The sequence below is a fragment of the Stutzerimonas stutzeri genome, assembly GCF_018138085.1.
In the GTDB taxonomy this organism is placed as follows: Bacteria; Pseudomonadota; Gammaproteobacteria; order Pseudomonadales; family Pseudomonadaceae; genus Stutzerimonas; species Stutzerimonas stutzeri_AI.
Genome location: NZ_CP073105.1, coordinates 727,639 through 741,305, shown reverse-complemented (window position 1 = coordinate 741,305; position 13,667 = coordinate 727,639). Strand labels below are relative to the sequence as shown.

Below are 13,667 nucleotides of genomic sequence, written 5' to 3'. Positions count from 1 at the left end.
GCGCCATCCACCGGAGTCGAGTTGCCCCATGGAAAATCTTGACCTCTTCGCCATGCGCGAAAGCTACAACAGACAGCAGATCATGCTCTGCTTCAACGGTCCGATCTCGCGCAGCCTGATCGAGGAAATCGGCAACGCACTACGCAACTACCTGGCGGCCGATCATGCCAACCCGTCGTCGGCCATGGACGTGTTCGCCGTCTATATCGAGATGACCCAGAACATCCGCCACTACGCGAAGATCCGCAATTGGGCCGATCAAGAAGCCGGAGCCACGGTCGTGGTCGCCCGCAACGAGACCGACGGCCGCTATGTGGTATCGGCCGGCAACCTGATCGAAACGGCGGACGGCGAAGCCCTGATCGCGGCCATCGACGAGCTGGCGAAGCTGGACAAGGCCCAGCTCAAGGCCAGGTACAAAGAACAATTGCGCAAGCCACGCGAAGACAACACCGTCAGCGGAGCCGGACTGGGCCTGATCGACATCGCCCGTAAATCCAGCGAGCCGCTCAAGGCCTCGCTGCAAACCGTTGCCAACGGCCGCTCGTTCATCAGCCTGAGCGCGGTCATCTGACTTACAAGAGCCAAATGCACATGAATGATTTTTCAATTGCCGGCAGCCAGTCATCGCCTGCCATCCAATCCGATTGGGCCAACGGCGTGCTCAGCATGCAGGGCGATTCCTACCCCGAAAACTCCTACGAACTCTTCCACCAGGTCATCGAGTGGATCGAGCGTTACCTGGCCGAGGCGGGCCGCCCGCTACGCCTGGAACTGCATCTGCTGTACCTCAACACCAGCAGCATCAAGGCGGTGATGGACATCTTCGACCTGCTCGAAGCGGCCCATCAGGAAGGCAAGCCGGTCGCCGTCAACTGGCATTACGACCGGCGCAACGAGCGTGTGGTAGAGCTGGCCGAGGAATTCAAGGAAGACTGCACCTTTCCATTCATGATCCTCAGCGACGAGTAGAAGTCTGTATGCGCGGCCAAACGCCTCTGGAAAACCAGGTCATGGAGTCGCTGTCAGACCCAGAGAACCAGGATCATCCGCTGCATGAAACGCTGAGCCAGCTGTGGGAAGCGCACCACAACCTGCTCAACCGGATCGAGCGGATCGCCCGCGTCTCCGACGGCTATCAGAGCATCGTCCGGGACCGCGAGATGACGCTTTCGGCGCGCTTCGACAAGCAGTTGCGGCAGCTGGAAAAGGTCGCCCGTATCTCCGATCGCTACCAGATGATGATGCGTGACCTGAACATCGCACTGAAAGAGGCTTCCACCCACGATGCGCTGACCGGCATTGCCAACCGCCGTCTGCTCACCGAGCGTCTGCGCGACGAAACCGAGCGGGCCAAACGTTATTCGCGCCCGCTGTGCATCGTCATGATCGATATCGACCGGTTCAAGATCATCAACGACCAATACGGTCACGAAGTGGGCGACCACGTGTTGATGGACGTGGTGCGAGTGATGGAAGCGGAAATCCGCGAGCATGACCTGTGCGGTCGCTGGGGCGGCGAGGAATTCCTGGTACTGATGCCTGAGACCAGCGGCGATCAGGCCGTGACGGTGATGGAGCGACTACGGCAGGCAGTCGCCAAGTTGCGGGTCCGGATCAACGACGATTCGCTGTCGGTGACCGTGAGTCTGGGCATGGCGGAACTGCGAGCCGGAGAAAACTATTCCACCGCCATCAACCGCGCCGACGTGGCCTTGCTGTGCGCCAAGCGCAACGGCCGCGATCGCTACGAACTGGCCGACTGAGCGTCAGCGGTTCGTCTCGCGCAGCGGCAGACGCTCGACAATCGCCTCGACAATCGCCTCGACGATCTGCTCGGGCGCGGGCCGGATGTCCACCCGGATAGCCTCGTCCTCGCCGGGTTGCTCCAGCGTCTGTAGCTGGCTGCGCAGCAGGCTGGGGTCGAAGAAGTGCCCGCCGCGCCGGGCCAGCCGCTCCAGCAGCAAGGCCTCGGAGCCGTCCAGATAGACCCAGAAGACGTTCTCGTCATCGCCACCGAGCATCTGGCGATAGCGACGCTTGAGCGCCGAACAGGCGAATATCCAGTCATGGCTCTGCTCGCGCCGGGCCTCGATCGCCGCACGCATCGCCTGTAGCCAGGGCCGACGGTCTTCATCGTCGAGAGGAATACCGCTGGCCATCTTCTGCTTGTTGGCGTCGCTGTGAAATTCGTCGGCATCGGAGAAGCCCCACCCCAGCCGGGCGGCCAGCTTCTGGCCTATGGTGGTTTTGCCGCTGCCGGCGACACCCATGATGATGACGATCACTGGCACCCTCTTCACTGTGGCGATCGGAGTTCGAACGCGAGGGCCATGTCACCCGCGACGTCATCGGCGCCTGTGCGGGAGCCTCGCATTTCCATTCTTCGGTCACGCACGTGTTCCGAAGTTCCTCGCGGCGAGGGATGGCTGGCGGAGCGGGCGTATCGGCAGTTTGACGGCGCATGAGCGGCTGTTTCGCCGCCCCAAAAAAAAGGCGGCGCACCTTCTGCAGGTGCGCCGCCCGGCTTCGAACGACTAGCGGATCACTGATTGATCTGCTTCAGATAGCTGGCCGGTTCGGCGCCGAGGTTGTTCAGCATGCGCTCGCTGTACCAGTCGATGAAGTTGACCACACCGAACTCGTAGGTCTTCGAATAAGGCCCCGGTTGATAGGCCGTCGAGTTGATCCCGCGCTGATTCTCTTCAGCCAGGCGGCGGTCCTGGTCGTTGGTCGCGTCCCATACCTGGCGCAGGCGCGCCACGTCGTAGTCGACGCCTTCGACCGCGTCCTTGTGCACGATCCACTTGGTGGTGACCATGGTTTCCTGAGCGCTGATCGGCCACACGGTGAAGACGATGATGTGATCGCCCATGCAGTGGTTCCAGGAGTGCGGCAGATGAAGGATGCGCATCGAGCCCAGATCCGGGTCGGTGATGCGGCCCATGAGCTTCTGGCAGCCCTGCTTGCCGTCCATCGTCATGGACACGGTGCCTTTGAGCAGCGGCATGCGGACGATACGGTTACGCAAGCCGAAGCTGGCATGGGCGTACGGAATGTTGTTCTTGTCCCAACGAGTGGTGCACTCGGCAACCTGATCCTTGAAGGCCTGGCTGGCGCGCGGGTCAGTGACGTCATCCCATTCGAGCAGGGTGTTCAGCAGTTCCGGGTGCGATCCATTGCAGTGGTAGCACTCGCGGTTGTTCTCCAGCACCAGCTTCCAGTTGGCCTTTTCCACCAGGGTGCTCTGCACGGCCACCTTGGCGTTTTCCATGTCGTACGGTTCCATGTAGTGCGTCAAGGTCGCCAGGAAGTCGTCGATCGCTGGAGGGTTTTCGGCCAGGGAAATGAAAATGTAGCCGCCAGCCGTCTTGCACTGCACCGGCTTGAGGCCGTACTGGTTCATGTCGAAGTCGGCGCCCATCTCGGTGCCGGCGAACAGCAGGCGGCCGTCCAGTTCGTAGGTCCACTGATGGTAGGGGCATACCAGTTTGGCTACCTTGCCCTTGTCGCTGGTGCACAGCCGCGAACCACGGTGGCGGCAAACGTTGTGGAACGCATGCACGGTGCCTTCGGCGCCACGGATGACCAGGATCGGATTCTTGCCGATCTGCAGGGTGAGGAAGTTGCCCTTCGCCGGAATCTCGCAGGTCATGCCTGCAATCAGCCATTCCTTGTGGAAGATCTCCTGCATATCGATCTCGAACAGCCTTTCGTCGCTGTAAAACGGCTGTGCAAGGGAAAAACTCGGCTGGCGCGTCTGCAGCATTTCTGCCGTGGCCTTACGTGCGGCTTCGAGCGGATCGCCCAGGCTCAGATTGGAAGTGACATCCATCGGTTGCTCCTCAAGCCGGCCGCGCCTTGCAGGCGTCTGTGGCTGGCGAAAAAAATGGCTATTCGGTTACTACGCAAGGCGGCGAGCCGGACGGCATGGGCCATCAATAAGAAAGCGACTCCGGCGAGATCGCCTTCCCTTGCTCGGCTGCGACCGAGTGTGTCGCGGCGCAAGAGGGAAACCTTATCCATGGGCGACAGGCACACATCCGTTTCCGACTCTGGAATCCCCGTGACATCGCGCTGGTCGCGATAAGCATGCCGATGTCGCGAACAGGTAAGTGACACGGTATTGCGTTGCGCACAATTCTGCGCCAGAAGGGCCATGCGTCGTGCAGTCGCAGCCCTGGAAAAGGCCTTAATCAAAAGGCCGTTGTAGCCAGCGCGCAATCGAGGTGGAGCATGTCCAGTAATTTCCTCAATCCGGTCAATACCCAGACATGGACCAACGGCCGCCATCTGGTGCGCTGCGTGAAGGTCATCCAGGAGACCTGGGACGTTCGCACCTTTTGCTTCATGTCTGACCAGCCGATCATGTTCTTCTTCAAGCCGGGTCAGTTCGTCACCCTGGAGCTGGAGATAGACGGGCAGCAGGTGATGCGCTCCTACACCATCGCCAGCTCACCCTCGGTGCCCTACAGCTTCTCGCTGACCATCAAGCGCATCCCCGGCGGCAAGGTGTCCAACTGGCTGCACGACAACCTCAGCGAGGGCGATCTGCTACCGGTACACGGCCCGGTCGGCCTGTTCAACGCCATCGACTTCCCCACCGAGAGAGCGCTATTCCTGTCCGGCGGCGTCGGCATCACGCCGGTCATGTCGATGGCCCGCTGGTTCTTCGACACCAATGCCAACGTCGACATGGTGTTCGTCCACAGCGCCCGCTCGCCCAAGGACATCATCTTCCACCGCGAGCTGGAGCACATGGCCTCGCGGGTCAACAACTTCAGCCTGCACATCATTTGCGAGAAGCACGGCATGGGCGAGGCCTGGGCCGGTTATCGCGGCTACCTCGACCAGCGCATGCTGGAGCTGATCGCACCGGATTTCGCTGAACGGGAAATCTTCTGCTGCGGACCGACCCCGTACATGAACGCAGTCAAGCGACTGCTGCAGGCCAACGGCTTCGACATGCAGCGCTACCACGAGGAATCCTTCGGCGCGACGCCGGCAGACGTGCGCGAAGACGTCAAGGAACTGGCCGAGCAGGCTGCCGAGGCGCCCGACGTACCGCTCGCCGATCTCAAACAGGTCGAGTTCACCGCGACCGGCAAGAGCATCCGGGTCGGCCCTAACGAAACCGTCCATTCGGCCGCCGCGCAACTCGGCCTGCACATCCCCAAGGCGTGCGGTATGGGCATCTGCGGCACCTGCAAGGTCTTGAAGACCGCCGGCGAGGTGACCATGGAGCACAACGGCGGAATCACCGACGAAGATGTCGCAGAAGGTTACATCCTGTCTTGCTGCAGCGTGCCCAAGGGCGACGTCGTCATCGACTACTGAGCCCCCTCCTCCCGCTCCCTTGACCGCAGACCTGGCCGCCCGGCCGGGTCTGCGGCGCAAATCCCCCCGCAGCCAACCGATCCACTCTCCAGACGCACCGACCAGGCCGGACGCAACAGCGTCAAAGCCCCGCCACGCCTGTGATCCGCGCTGAAGCGCACTTTTCGTACGCCCCCTTTTCAGCGGCACCCCGACGGCATCCGACGCGTCGTCTCCGGCTGTTATCGGGGTCGACATCCGGCCTGTGCGTGACCAACCAGTCGAGGGCGACAGCCGAGGCGCTGCGATGATTTCCGAGAACGACTGAGCATGTCGCAAACGAACTCTCACAAGGCGCAGGCAGGCATCTTCCCACCAGGGCCCAGCCCTACCATCGCATCCAGACAGACCAAGGCCTTCACCGAGGCGAATGGCGCCGTTGCGCCCTTAGGAGATCCGCGATGTTCAGCAAGCAAGACAAAATCCAAGGCTATGACGACGAACTCCTGGCGGCGATGGATGCCGAGGAAACGCGTCAGGAACATCACATCGAGCTGATCGCCTCGGAGAACTACACCAGCAAGCGCGTGATGCAGGCCCAGGGCAGCGGGCTGACCAACAAGTACGCCGAAGGCTATCCGGGCAAGCGCTACTACGGTGGCTGCGAGCACGTCGACAAGGTCGAACAATTGGCCATCGATCGCGCCAAGCAGCTGTTCGGTGCCGACTACGCCAACGTCCAGCCGCATTCCGGTTCCTCGGCCAACAGCGCCGTCTACCTGGCGCTGCTCAACGCCGGCGACACCATCCTCGGCATGAGTCTGGCCCACGGCGGTCACCTGACTCACGGCGCCAAGGTCAGCAGTTCCGGCAAGCTGTACAACGCGGTCCAGTACGGGATCGACACCGACACCGGCCTGATCGATTACGACGAGGTCGAGCGCCTGGCCGTCGAGTGCAAGCCGAAGATGATCGTCGCCGGCTTCTCGGCCTACTCGAAGACCCTGGACTTCCCACGCTTCCGCGCCATCGCCGACAAGGTCGGGGCGCTGCTGTTCGTCGACATGGCCCACGTGGCGGGCCTGGTTGCCGCCGGCCTGTATCCGAACCCGATCCCGTTCGCCGACGTGGTCACCACCACCACGCACAAGACCCTGCGCGGTCCGCGTGGCGGCCTGATCCTGGCCAAGAGCAACCCCGAGATCGAGAAGAAGCTCAACGCCGCGGTCTTCCCGGGCGCTCAGGGCGGCCCGCTGATGCATGTCATCGCGGCCAAGGCGGTGTGCTTCAAGGAAGCCCTGGAGCCTGGCTTCAAGGAATACCAGCAGCAGGTGATCGACAACGCCCAGGCCATGGCCAAGGTGTTCATCGAGCGCGGCTTCGACGTGGTCTCCGGCGGCACCGATAACCACCTGTTCCTGGTCAGCCTGATCAAGCAGGGCATCACCGGCAAGGATGCGGACGCCGCCCTGGGTCGCGCCGGCATCACGGTCAACAAGAACGCCGTCCCCAACGACCCGCAGTCGCCCTTCGTCACCTCCGGGCTGCGCATCGGTACACCCGCCATCACGACGCGCGGTTTCAAGGTGGACCAGAGCGTCGAGCTGGCGGGTTGGATCTGCGACATCCTCGATCACCTCGGCGATGACGATGTCGAGGCGCAGGTTGCCCGACAGGTCGCTGGGCTGTGCGCCGACTATCCGGTGTACCGCTGATTCGTAGGCTACAAGGCGCAGCCGCGATTCACCGCCAGTCGGTGGATCGCTGAGCGGCACCCCGCTACGAGTCGCATCACCGCTTTGAGGCGGTCGTTTTTCAGGAGCATTCGACATGCAACGTTATTCCGGCTTCGGCCTGCTCAAGCATTCATTCAGCCACCACGAAAACTGGCAGCGCATGTGGCGCAACCCCAAGCCCAAGCCGGTTTATGACGTGGTCATCGTCGGCGGTGGTGGCCACGGCCTGGCCACGGCCTATTACCTGGCGAAAGAATTCGGCGTGAAGAACGTCGCGGTGATCGAGAAAGGCTGGTTGGGCGGCGGCAATACCGCGCGCAACACCACCATCGTGCGTTCCAACTACCTGTGGGATGAGTCGGCGCGCCTCTACGAACACGCGATGAAGTTGTGGGAAGGCCTGTCCCAGGACATCAACTACAACGTGATGTTTTCCCAGCGCGGCGTGTTCAACCTGGGCCACACCCTGCAGGACATGCGCGACATCGAGCGCCGGGTCAGCGCCAACCGCCTCAACGGTATCGACGGTGAGGTGGTGGACGCCAAGCAGGTGGCGGAGATGATTCCCTACCTGGATTGCTCGAAGAACACCCGCTACCCGATTCTCGGCGCCTCGCTGCAGCGTCGCGGCGGCGTCGCCCGTCACGATGCGGTGGCCTGGGGCTATGCGCGTGCCGCCGACTCCCTCGGCGTGGACCTGATCCAGCAGACCGAAGTGATCGGCTTCCGCAAGGAAAATGGCGTGTGCATCGGCGTGGAGACCACCAAGGGCTTCATCGGCGGCAAGCGTGTCGGCGTGGTCACCGCCGGTAACTCCGGGCACATGGCCAAGCTGGCCGGCTTCCGTCTGCCACTCGAATCCCATCCGCTGCAGGCGCTGGTATCCGAGCCGATCAAGCCGATCATCGACACCGTGATCATGTCCAACGCCGTGCATGGCTACATCAGCCAATCGGACAAGGGCGACCTGGTCATCGGCGCCGGCATCGACAGCTATGTCGGCTACGGCCAGCGTGGCTCCTACCCCACCATCGAACACACCCTGCAGGCGATCGTCGAGATGTTCCCGATCCTTTCGCGGGTGCGCATGAATCGCCAATGGGGCGGCATCGTCGATACCACCCCGGACGCCTGCCCGATCATCGCCAAGACCCCGGTGAAGAACCTGTTCTTCAACTGCGGCTGGGGCACCGGCGGCTTCAAAGCCACACCGGGTTCGGGCCACGTGTTCGCGGCCAGCCTGGCCAAAGGTGAAATGCACCCGCTGGCCAAGGCGTTCTCGATCGAACGTTTCCACAACGGCGCCTTGATCGACGAACACGGCGCGGCTGGGGTCGCACACTGATTTAGTGCCCCCTCCGCCGACGGCGGAGGGGGGAAGGTTTTCTGGAGGTACCGACCATGCTGCATATCTTCTGCCCTCACTGTGGCGAACTGCGCTCCGAAGAAGAGTTCCACGCGGGCGGCCAGGCGCACATCCCCCGCCCGCTGGACCCGAACGCCTGCACCGACGAGGAATGGGGCGAGTACCTGTTTTTCCGGGACAACCCGCGCGGCATCCACCACGAGCTGTGGATCCACGCGGCAGGTTGCCGCCAGTACTTCAACGTCACCCGTCACACGGTGAGCTACGAAATTCTCGAGACCTACAAGATCGGCGAGCGCCCCAGCGTGACTGAGGCGTCTCTCGCTGCGAAGAAGGCCGTCGACCAAGGAGTCAAGGCATGAGCCAGGTCAATCGTCTTTCCCAGGGCGGCCGCATAGACCGCAACCGCTCCCTGACCTTCACCTTCAACGGCGAAACCTACCAGGGCTACGCCGGTGACACCCTGGCCGCTGCACTGCTGGCCAACGGCGTCGATGTGGTCGGCCGCAGCTTCAAGTACTCGCGTCCTCGCGGCATCGTCGCCGCCGGGTCCGAGGAGCCCAATGCCGTACTGCAGATCGGCGGCACCGAAGCGACGCAGATCCCCAACGTGCGTGCCACTCAACAAGCGCTGTACGCCGGCCTGACCGCCAACAGCGTGAACGGCTGGCCGAGTGTCAACACCGACCTGATGGGGATTCTCGGCAAGGTCGGCGGCGGGATGATGCCGCCCGGTTTCTACTACAAGACCTTCATGTACCCGCAGAACCTCTGGCTGACCTACGAGAAGTACATCCGTAAGGCCGCAGGCCTGGGCCGCGCACCGACCGAAAATGACCCGGACAGCTACGACCACGTGAACCAGCACTGCGACGTGCTGGTGGTCGGTGCCGGCCCTGCGGGTCTGGCTGCCGCCCTGGCCGCTGGCCGCAGTGGCGCCCGGGTGATCCTGGCCGACGAACAGGAAGAGTTCGGCGGCAGCCTGCTCAGCACTCGCGAGAAGCTCGATGGCAAGCCCGCCGCCGACTGGGCCGCCAGCGCCATCGCCGAGCTGGCGAAGATGCCTGACGTGACGCTGCTGCCGCGGGCAACCGTGAACGGCTATCACGACCACAATTTCCTCACCATCCACCAGCGCCTGGCCGACCATCTCGGTGAAGTCGCGCCCATGGGTGCGCTGGGGCAACGAATCGTGCGGCAACGCATGTACCGCGTGCGGGCCAAGCGCGTGGTGCTGGCGACCGGCGCCCACGAGCGTCCGCTGGTTTATTCGAACAACGACGTGCCCGGCAACATGCTTGCCGACGCCGTATCCACCTACGTGCGCCGCTACGGCGTGGTTCCTGGCCGTCAGCTGGTGCTGTCGACCAACAACGACTACGCCTACCGGGCCGTGCTCGACTGGCTTGACGCCGGCCATCAGGTGGTCGCGGTGGCTGATGCACGTAGCAACCCGCGTGGTGCCTGGGTCGAAGAAGCGCGCAAGCGCGGCGTCCGCGTACTCACCGGCAGCGCGGTGGTCGAAGCGCGCGGCAGCAAGCGCGTCACCGGCGCACGCATCTGCTCCATCGACATCGCCAACCATAAAGTCACCAGTTCTGGCGAGGTGGTCGATTGCGACCTGATCGCCAGCTCCGGCGGCTACAGTCCAGTAGTCCACCTGGCCTCGCACCTCGGCGGCCGTCCGATCTGGCGCGAAGACATCCTCGCCTTCGTCCCCGGCGAGGGCTTCCAGCAGCGCAGCTGCGCTGGCGCGGTGAATGGCGTGTTCGCCCTCGGCGACGCTCTTGCCGACGGTTTCGAGGCTGGCGCCAAGGCGGCCGTCGAGACTGGTTTCAAGGTCGTCACCGGCAGCGTGCCGAAGGTCGAACAGCGCGCCGAGGAAGCCAGCGTCGCGCTGTTCCATGTACCCCACGACAAGCCCACCGAGCGTGCGCCCAAGCAGTTCGTCGACCTGCAGAACGACGTCACCGCGGCCGGCATCAAGCTCGCCACCCGTGAAGGCTTCGAGTCGGTCGAGCACGTCAAGCGTTACACGGCGCTGGGCTTCGGCACCGACCAGGGCAAGCTGGGCAACATCAACGGCCTGGCGATTGCCGCCCACTCGATGGGCATCAGCATTGCCGAAATGGGCACCACGATGTTCCGCCCGAACTACACGCCCGTCACCTTCGGTGCCATCGCCGGCCGTCACTGCGGCGAGCTGTTCGAGCCCAAGCGCTACACGGCCATGCAGGCCTGGCACATCAAGAACGGCGCCGAGTTCGAGGACGTCGGCCAGTGGAAGCGCCCCTGGTACTTCCCGAAGAAGGGCGAGGATCTGCATGCAGCCGTGGCCCGCGAGTGCCTGGCCGTGCGTAACGCGGTGGGCATCCTCGACGCGTCGACCCTCGGCAAGATCGACATCCAGGGCCCGGACGCGCGCGAGTTCCTCAACCGCGTCTACACCAACGCCTGGACCAAGCTGGACGTGGGCAAGGCGCGCTATGGCCTGATGTGCAAGGAAGACGGCATGGTCTTCGACGACGGCGTGACCGCTTGTCTGGCCGACAACCACTTCCTGATGACCACCACCACCGGCGGTGCCGCACGGGTGATGGAATGGCTGGAGATCTACCACCAGACAGAATGGCCGGAGCTGAAGGTGTACTTCACCTCGGTCACCGACCACTGGGCGACCATGACGCTGTCCGGTCCCAACAGCCGCAAGCTGCTGGCCGAAGTCACCGACATCGACCTGGACAAGGACGCTTTCCCCTTCATGACCTGGAAGGAAGGCAAGGTCGGCGGCGTACCGGCACGGGTGTTCCGCATCTCCTTCACCGGCGAGCTCTCCTACGAAGTCAACGTCCAGGCCGACTACGCCCTGGGTGTGTGGGAGCAGATCATCGAGGCGGGCAAGAAGCACGGCCTGACGCCCTACGGGACCGAGACCATGCACGTACTGCGTGCCGAGAAGGGCTTCATCATCGTTGGCCAGGACACCGATGGCTCGGTGACCCCGGACGACCTGAACATGGGCTGGTGCGTCGGCCGTACCAAGCCGTTCTCCTGGATCGGCTGGCGTGGCATGAACCGCGAGGATTGCCTCAAGGAAAACCGCAAGCAACTGGTCGGCCTCAAGCCGCTGGACCCGAAAAAGGTGCTGCCCGAAGGCGCACAGCTGGTCTTCGATCCCAAGCAGCCCATACCGATGACCATGGTCGGCCACGTCACCTCCAGCTACATGAGCGCGGCGATGGGTTATTCCTTCGCCATGGCCCTGGTCAAGGGCGGCCTCAAGCGCATCGGTGAGCGGGTCTACGCGCCGCTGGTCGATGGCAGCGTGATCGAGGCCGAGATCGTCAGCTCGGTGTTCTACGACCCGAAAGGCGAACGGCAGAACGTGTGACCGATGTGTATGGCTGGACTCCGCCCCCTCACCCTAACCCTCTCCCCAGTGGGGAGAGGGGATGGCAACGGTGTTGCGGTCATGCACGAACAACTCCCTCGCCCCTTTGGGGAGAGGGCAGGGGTGAGGGGGCGATGCTTCGGCGAGCGCATAAAACGCCACACCAAGAATTCCAACGGCGCCCCACAGCGCCCAGGCAGGTGAACCATGACCGCAGTCAACGTCTACAAACAACGCCCCGACACGATTGAAGGGCAATCCCCGCTGCACCATGCCGGCCTCGCCGAGCTGGTGGGCAAGGGCAAATCCGGCGCCGGCATCACCCTGCGTGAAAAGAAGCTGCGCGGGCACCTGACCCTGCGTGGCGACGCCCACGCCCCGGCCTTCGCCAAAGGCGTACAGGATGTCCTCGGCATGGATTTGCCGGTGGCGCTGACGCTGGTGGCGAACGGCGAGACCTCCTTGCAATGGATGGGTCCGGATGAATGGCTGCTGATCGTGCCGGAGGGCGAGGAATTCGCCACCGAACAGCGGTTGCGCGAGGCCCTGGCCGGGCAGCACATCCAGATCGTCAACGTCAGCGGCGGCCAGACCCTGGTCGAGCTCTCCGGCGAAAAGGTTCGCGAGCTGCTGATGAAGTCGACGCCCTACGACGTGCACCCGAGCAATTTCCCGGTGGGCAAGGCGGTGGGCACACACTTCGCCAAGAGCCAGCTGATCATCCGTCACACCGCCGAAGATGTCTGGGAGCTGGTGGTACGGCGCAGCTTCGCCGACTACATCTGGCTCTGGCTGCAGGATGCCAGCGCCGAGTATGGGCTGGCGATCGAGGCGTGAAACCCAGGGCGGACGGCGCCTCGCACGTCCGCCTCAAACCAGTGACGCAAGGATGCCGCGCGAGCGACGCGCCCCACCCTACGCCCGCCCAGCTTGGGAGATGAACATGAGCCGCACGCCCGATACCTGGATTCTCACCGCGAACAGCCCGAGCCTGCTCGGCACGGTCGACGTGGTGACCCGTTATCTGTTCGAACAGGGCTGCTATGTCACCGAGCACCACAGCTTCGATGATCGCCTGGTCAATCGCTTCTTCATCCGGGTCGAATTCCGCGCGCCGGACGGCTTCGATGAAACGGCATTCCGTGCCGGCTTGATCGAGCGCGTCACGCCCTTCGACATGCACACCGAGCTGACGCCTCCGGGCTACCGGGCCAAGGTGGTGATCATGGTGTCCAAGTCCGATCACTGCCTGAACGATCTGCTGTACCGCCAGCGTATCGGCCAGTTGCCGATGGACATCGCCGCGGTGGTGTCCAACCACCCGGATCTGGAACCACTGGCGCGCTGGCACGGCATCCCCTATCACCATTTCCCGCTCGACCCGCGCGACAAGCCGGCCCAGGAGCGCCAGGTGCTGCAGGTGATCGAGGACAGCGGCGCGGAACTGGTGGTGCTCGCACGCTACATGCAAGTGCTCTCGCCCGAGCTCTGCCGCACGCTCGACGGCCGCGCCATCAACATCCACCACTCGTTGCTGCCCGGCTTCAAGGGCGCCAAGCCCTACCACCAGGCGTACCAGAAAGGCGTCAAGCTGGTCGGCGCCACCGCGCATTTCATCAACAACGACCTCGACGAAGGGCCGATCATCGCCCAGGGCGTCGAACCGGTGGACCACACCCACTATCCCGAAGACCTGATCGCCAAGGGCCGCGACATCGAATGTCTGACCCTGGCCAAGGCGGTCGGCTATTTCCTCGAACGCCGGGTATTCCTGCACGCCAACCGCACGGTGGTGCTCTAGGTCCCGGCCACAGATTCACCGCTCCACTACAAGACCGCGCGACCTCCCGTCGCGCCT

The 13,667-nt window shown here is 63.4% G+C and carries 12 protein-coding genes; 10 read left to right on the top strand and 2 right to left on the bottom strand.

Annotated features, from left to right (window positions below; translation table 11 throughout):
* The first annotated feature begins 28 nt into the window (after positions 1–28).
* The 3 genes from siaB to siaD are packed head-to-tail and all read left to right on the top strand — an operon-like array spanning position 29 to position 1,766.
* The gene (siaB, locus tag KCX70_RS03610) at positions 29–574 is read left to right on the top strand and encodes a biofilm regulation protein kinase SiaB (RefSeq protein ID WP_021209809.1); all 546 of its coding nucleotides are present in this window, start codon (positions 29–31) and stop codon (positions 572–574) included.
* Between the two features lie 20 nt (positions 575–594).
* Positions 595–972, top strand: a complete 378-nt coding sequence (gene siaC, locus KCX70_RS03605; protein ID WP_021209810.1) for a biofilm regulation phosphoprotein SiaC — start codon at positions 595–597, stop codon at positions 970–972.
* An 8-nt stretch (positions 973–980) separates the two neighbouring features.
* Positions 981–1,766 carry a biofilm regulation diguanylate cyclase SiaD gene (gene siaD / locus KCX70_RS03600; protein ID WP_212619300.1) on the top strand — a complete coding sequence of 262 codons (786 nt, stop codon included), beginning with the start codon at positions 981–983 and terminating at the stop codon, positions 1,764–1,766.
* Between the two features lie 3 nt (positions 1,767–1,769).
* Here siaD and KCX70_RS03595 read toward each other — a convergent pair whose 3' ends face one another.
* Positions 1,770–2,288, bottom strand: a complete 519-nt coding sequence (locus KCX70_RS03595) for a gluconokinase (protein WP_212619299.1) — start codon at positions 2,286–2,288, stop codon at positions 1,770–1,772.
* A gap of 257 nt (positions 2,289–2,545) precedes the next feature.
* Positions 2,546–3,835 (bottom strand): glycine-betaine demethylase subunit GbcA, encoded by a 1,290-nt coding sequence (gene gbcA, locus KCX70_RS03590; protein WP_212619298.1) that lies wholly within the window; start codon positions 3,833–3,835, stop codon positions 2,546–2,548.
* 401 nt (positions 3,836–4,236) lie between these two features.
* Here gbcA and gbcB point away from each other — a divergent pair, with 401 nt between their 5' ends.
* The 7 genes from gbcB (at position 4,237) to purU (ending at position 13,610) form a co-directional block, all read left to right on the top strand.
* Positions 4,237–5,337 (top strand): glycine-betaine demethylase subunit GbcB, encoded by a 1,101-nt coding sequence (gbcB, locus tag KCX70_RS03585; RefSeq protein WP_212619297.1) that lies wholly within the window; start codon positions 4,237–4,239, stop codon positions 5,335–5,337.
* Positions 5,338–5,777: 440 nt separating this feature from the next.
* On the top strand, positions 5,778–7,031 hold the full coding sequence (gene glyA, locus KCX70_RS03580; RefSeq protein WP_102852842.1) for a serine hydroxymethyltransferase: 1,254 nt from the start codon (positions 5,778–5,780) through the stop codon (positions 7,029–7,031).
* 115 nt (positions 7,032–7,146) lie between these two features.
* Positions 7,147–8,397 (top strand): sarcosine oxidase subunit beta family protein, encoded by a 1,251-nt coding sequence (locus tag KCX70_RS03575; protein WP_021209816.1) that lies wholly within the window; start codon positions 7,147–7,149, stop codon positions 8,395–8,397.
* A gap of 56 nt (positions 8,398–8,453) precedes the next feature.
* The gene (locus KCX70_RS03570) at positions 8,454–8,780 is read left to right on the top strand and encodes a sarcosine oxidase subunit delta (protein ID WP_021209817.1); all 327 of its coding nucleotides are present in this window, start codon (positions 8,454–8,456) and stop codon (positions 8,778–8,780) included.
* Positions 8,777–11,809: a sarcosine oxidase subunit alpha gene (locus KCX70_RS03565; RefSeq protein WP_212619296.1), complete on the top strand. Its 3,033-nt coding sequence runs from the start codon at positions 8,777–8,779 to the stop codon at positions 11,807–11,809. Before KCX70_RS03570 ends, KCX70_RS03565 begins: the two co-directional genes overlap by 4 nt.
* Positions 11,810–12,016: 207 nt before the next feature.
* Positions 12,017–12,646 carry a sarcosine oxidase subunit gamma gene (locus KCX70_RS03560; RefSeq protein WP_212619295.1) on the top strand — a complete coding sequence of 210 codons (630 nt, stop codon included), beginning with the start codon at positions 12,017–12,019 and terminating at the stop codon, positions 12,644–12,646.
* A gap of 106 nt (positions 12,647–12,752) precedes the next feature.
* Positions 12,753–13,610: a formyltetrahydrofolate deformylase gene (purU, locus tag KCX70_RS03555; RefSeq protein ID WP_102847077.1), complete on the top strand. Its 858-nt coding sequence runs from the start codon at positions 12,753–12,755 to the stop codon at positions 13,608–13,610.
* The last annotated feature ends 57 nt before the right edge of the window (positions 13,611–13,667 follow it).

Excerpts from the sequence above, each read along its gene's own strand:
- glyA (WP_102852842.1), top strand. The coding sequence starts at position 5,778 with ATGTTCAGCAAGCAAGACAAAATCCAAGGCTATGACGACGAACTCCTG.
- KCX70_RS03560 (WP_212619295.1), top strand. The coding sequence starts at position 12,017 with ATGACCGCAGTCAACGTCTACAAACAACGCCCCGACACGATTGAAGGG.
- siaC (WP_021209810.1), top strand. The coding sequence starts at position 595 with ATGAATGATTTTTCAATTGCCGGCAGCCAGTCATCGCCTGCCATCCAA.
- gbcA (WP_212619298.1), bottom strand. The coding sequence starts at position 3,835 with ATGGATGTCACTTCCAATCTGAGCCTGGGCGATCCGCTCGAAGCCGCA.
- KCX70_RS03575 (WP_021209816.1), top strand. The coding sequence starts at position 7,147 with ATGCAACGTTATTCCGGCTTCGGCCTGCTCAAGCATTCATTCAGCCAC.
- purU (WP_102847077.1), top strand. The coding sequence starts at position 12,753 with ATGAGCCGCACGCCCGATACCTGGATTCTCACCGCGAACAGCCCGAGC.
- siaD (WP_212619300.1), top strand. The coding sequence starts at position 981 with ATGCGCGGCCAAACGCCTCTGGAAAACCAGGTCATGGAGTCGCTGTCA.
- KCX70_RS03570 (WP_021209817.1), top strand. The coding sequence starts at position 8,454 with ATGCTGCATATCTTCTGCCCTCACTGTGGCGAACTGCGCTCCGAAGAA.
- gbcB (WP_212619297.1), top strand. The coding sequence starts at position 4,237 with ATGTCCAGTAATTTCCTCAATCCGGTCAATACCCAGACATGGACCAAC.
- siaB (WP_021209809.1), top strand. The coding sequence starts at position 29 with ATGGAAAATCTTGACCTCTTCGCCATGCGCGAAAGCTACAACAGACAG.
- KCX70_RS03565 (WP_212619296.1), top strand. The coding sequence starts at position 8,777 with ATGAGCCAGGTCAATCGTCTTTCCCAGGGCGGCCGCATAGACCGCAAC.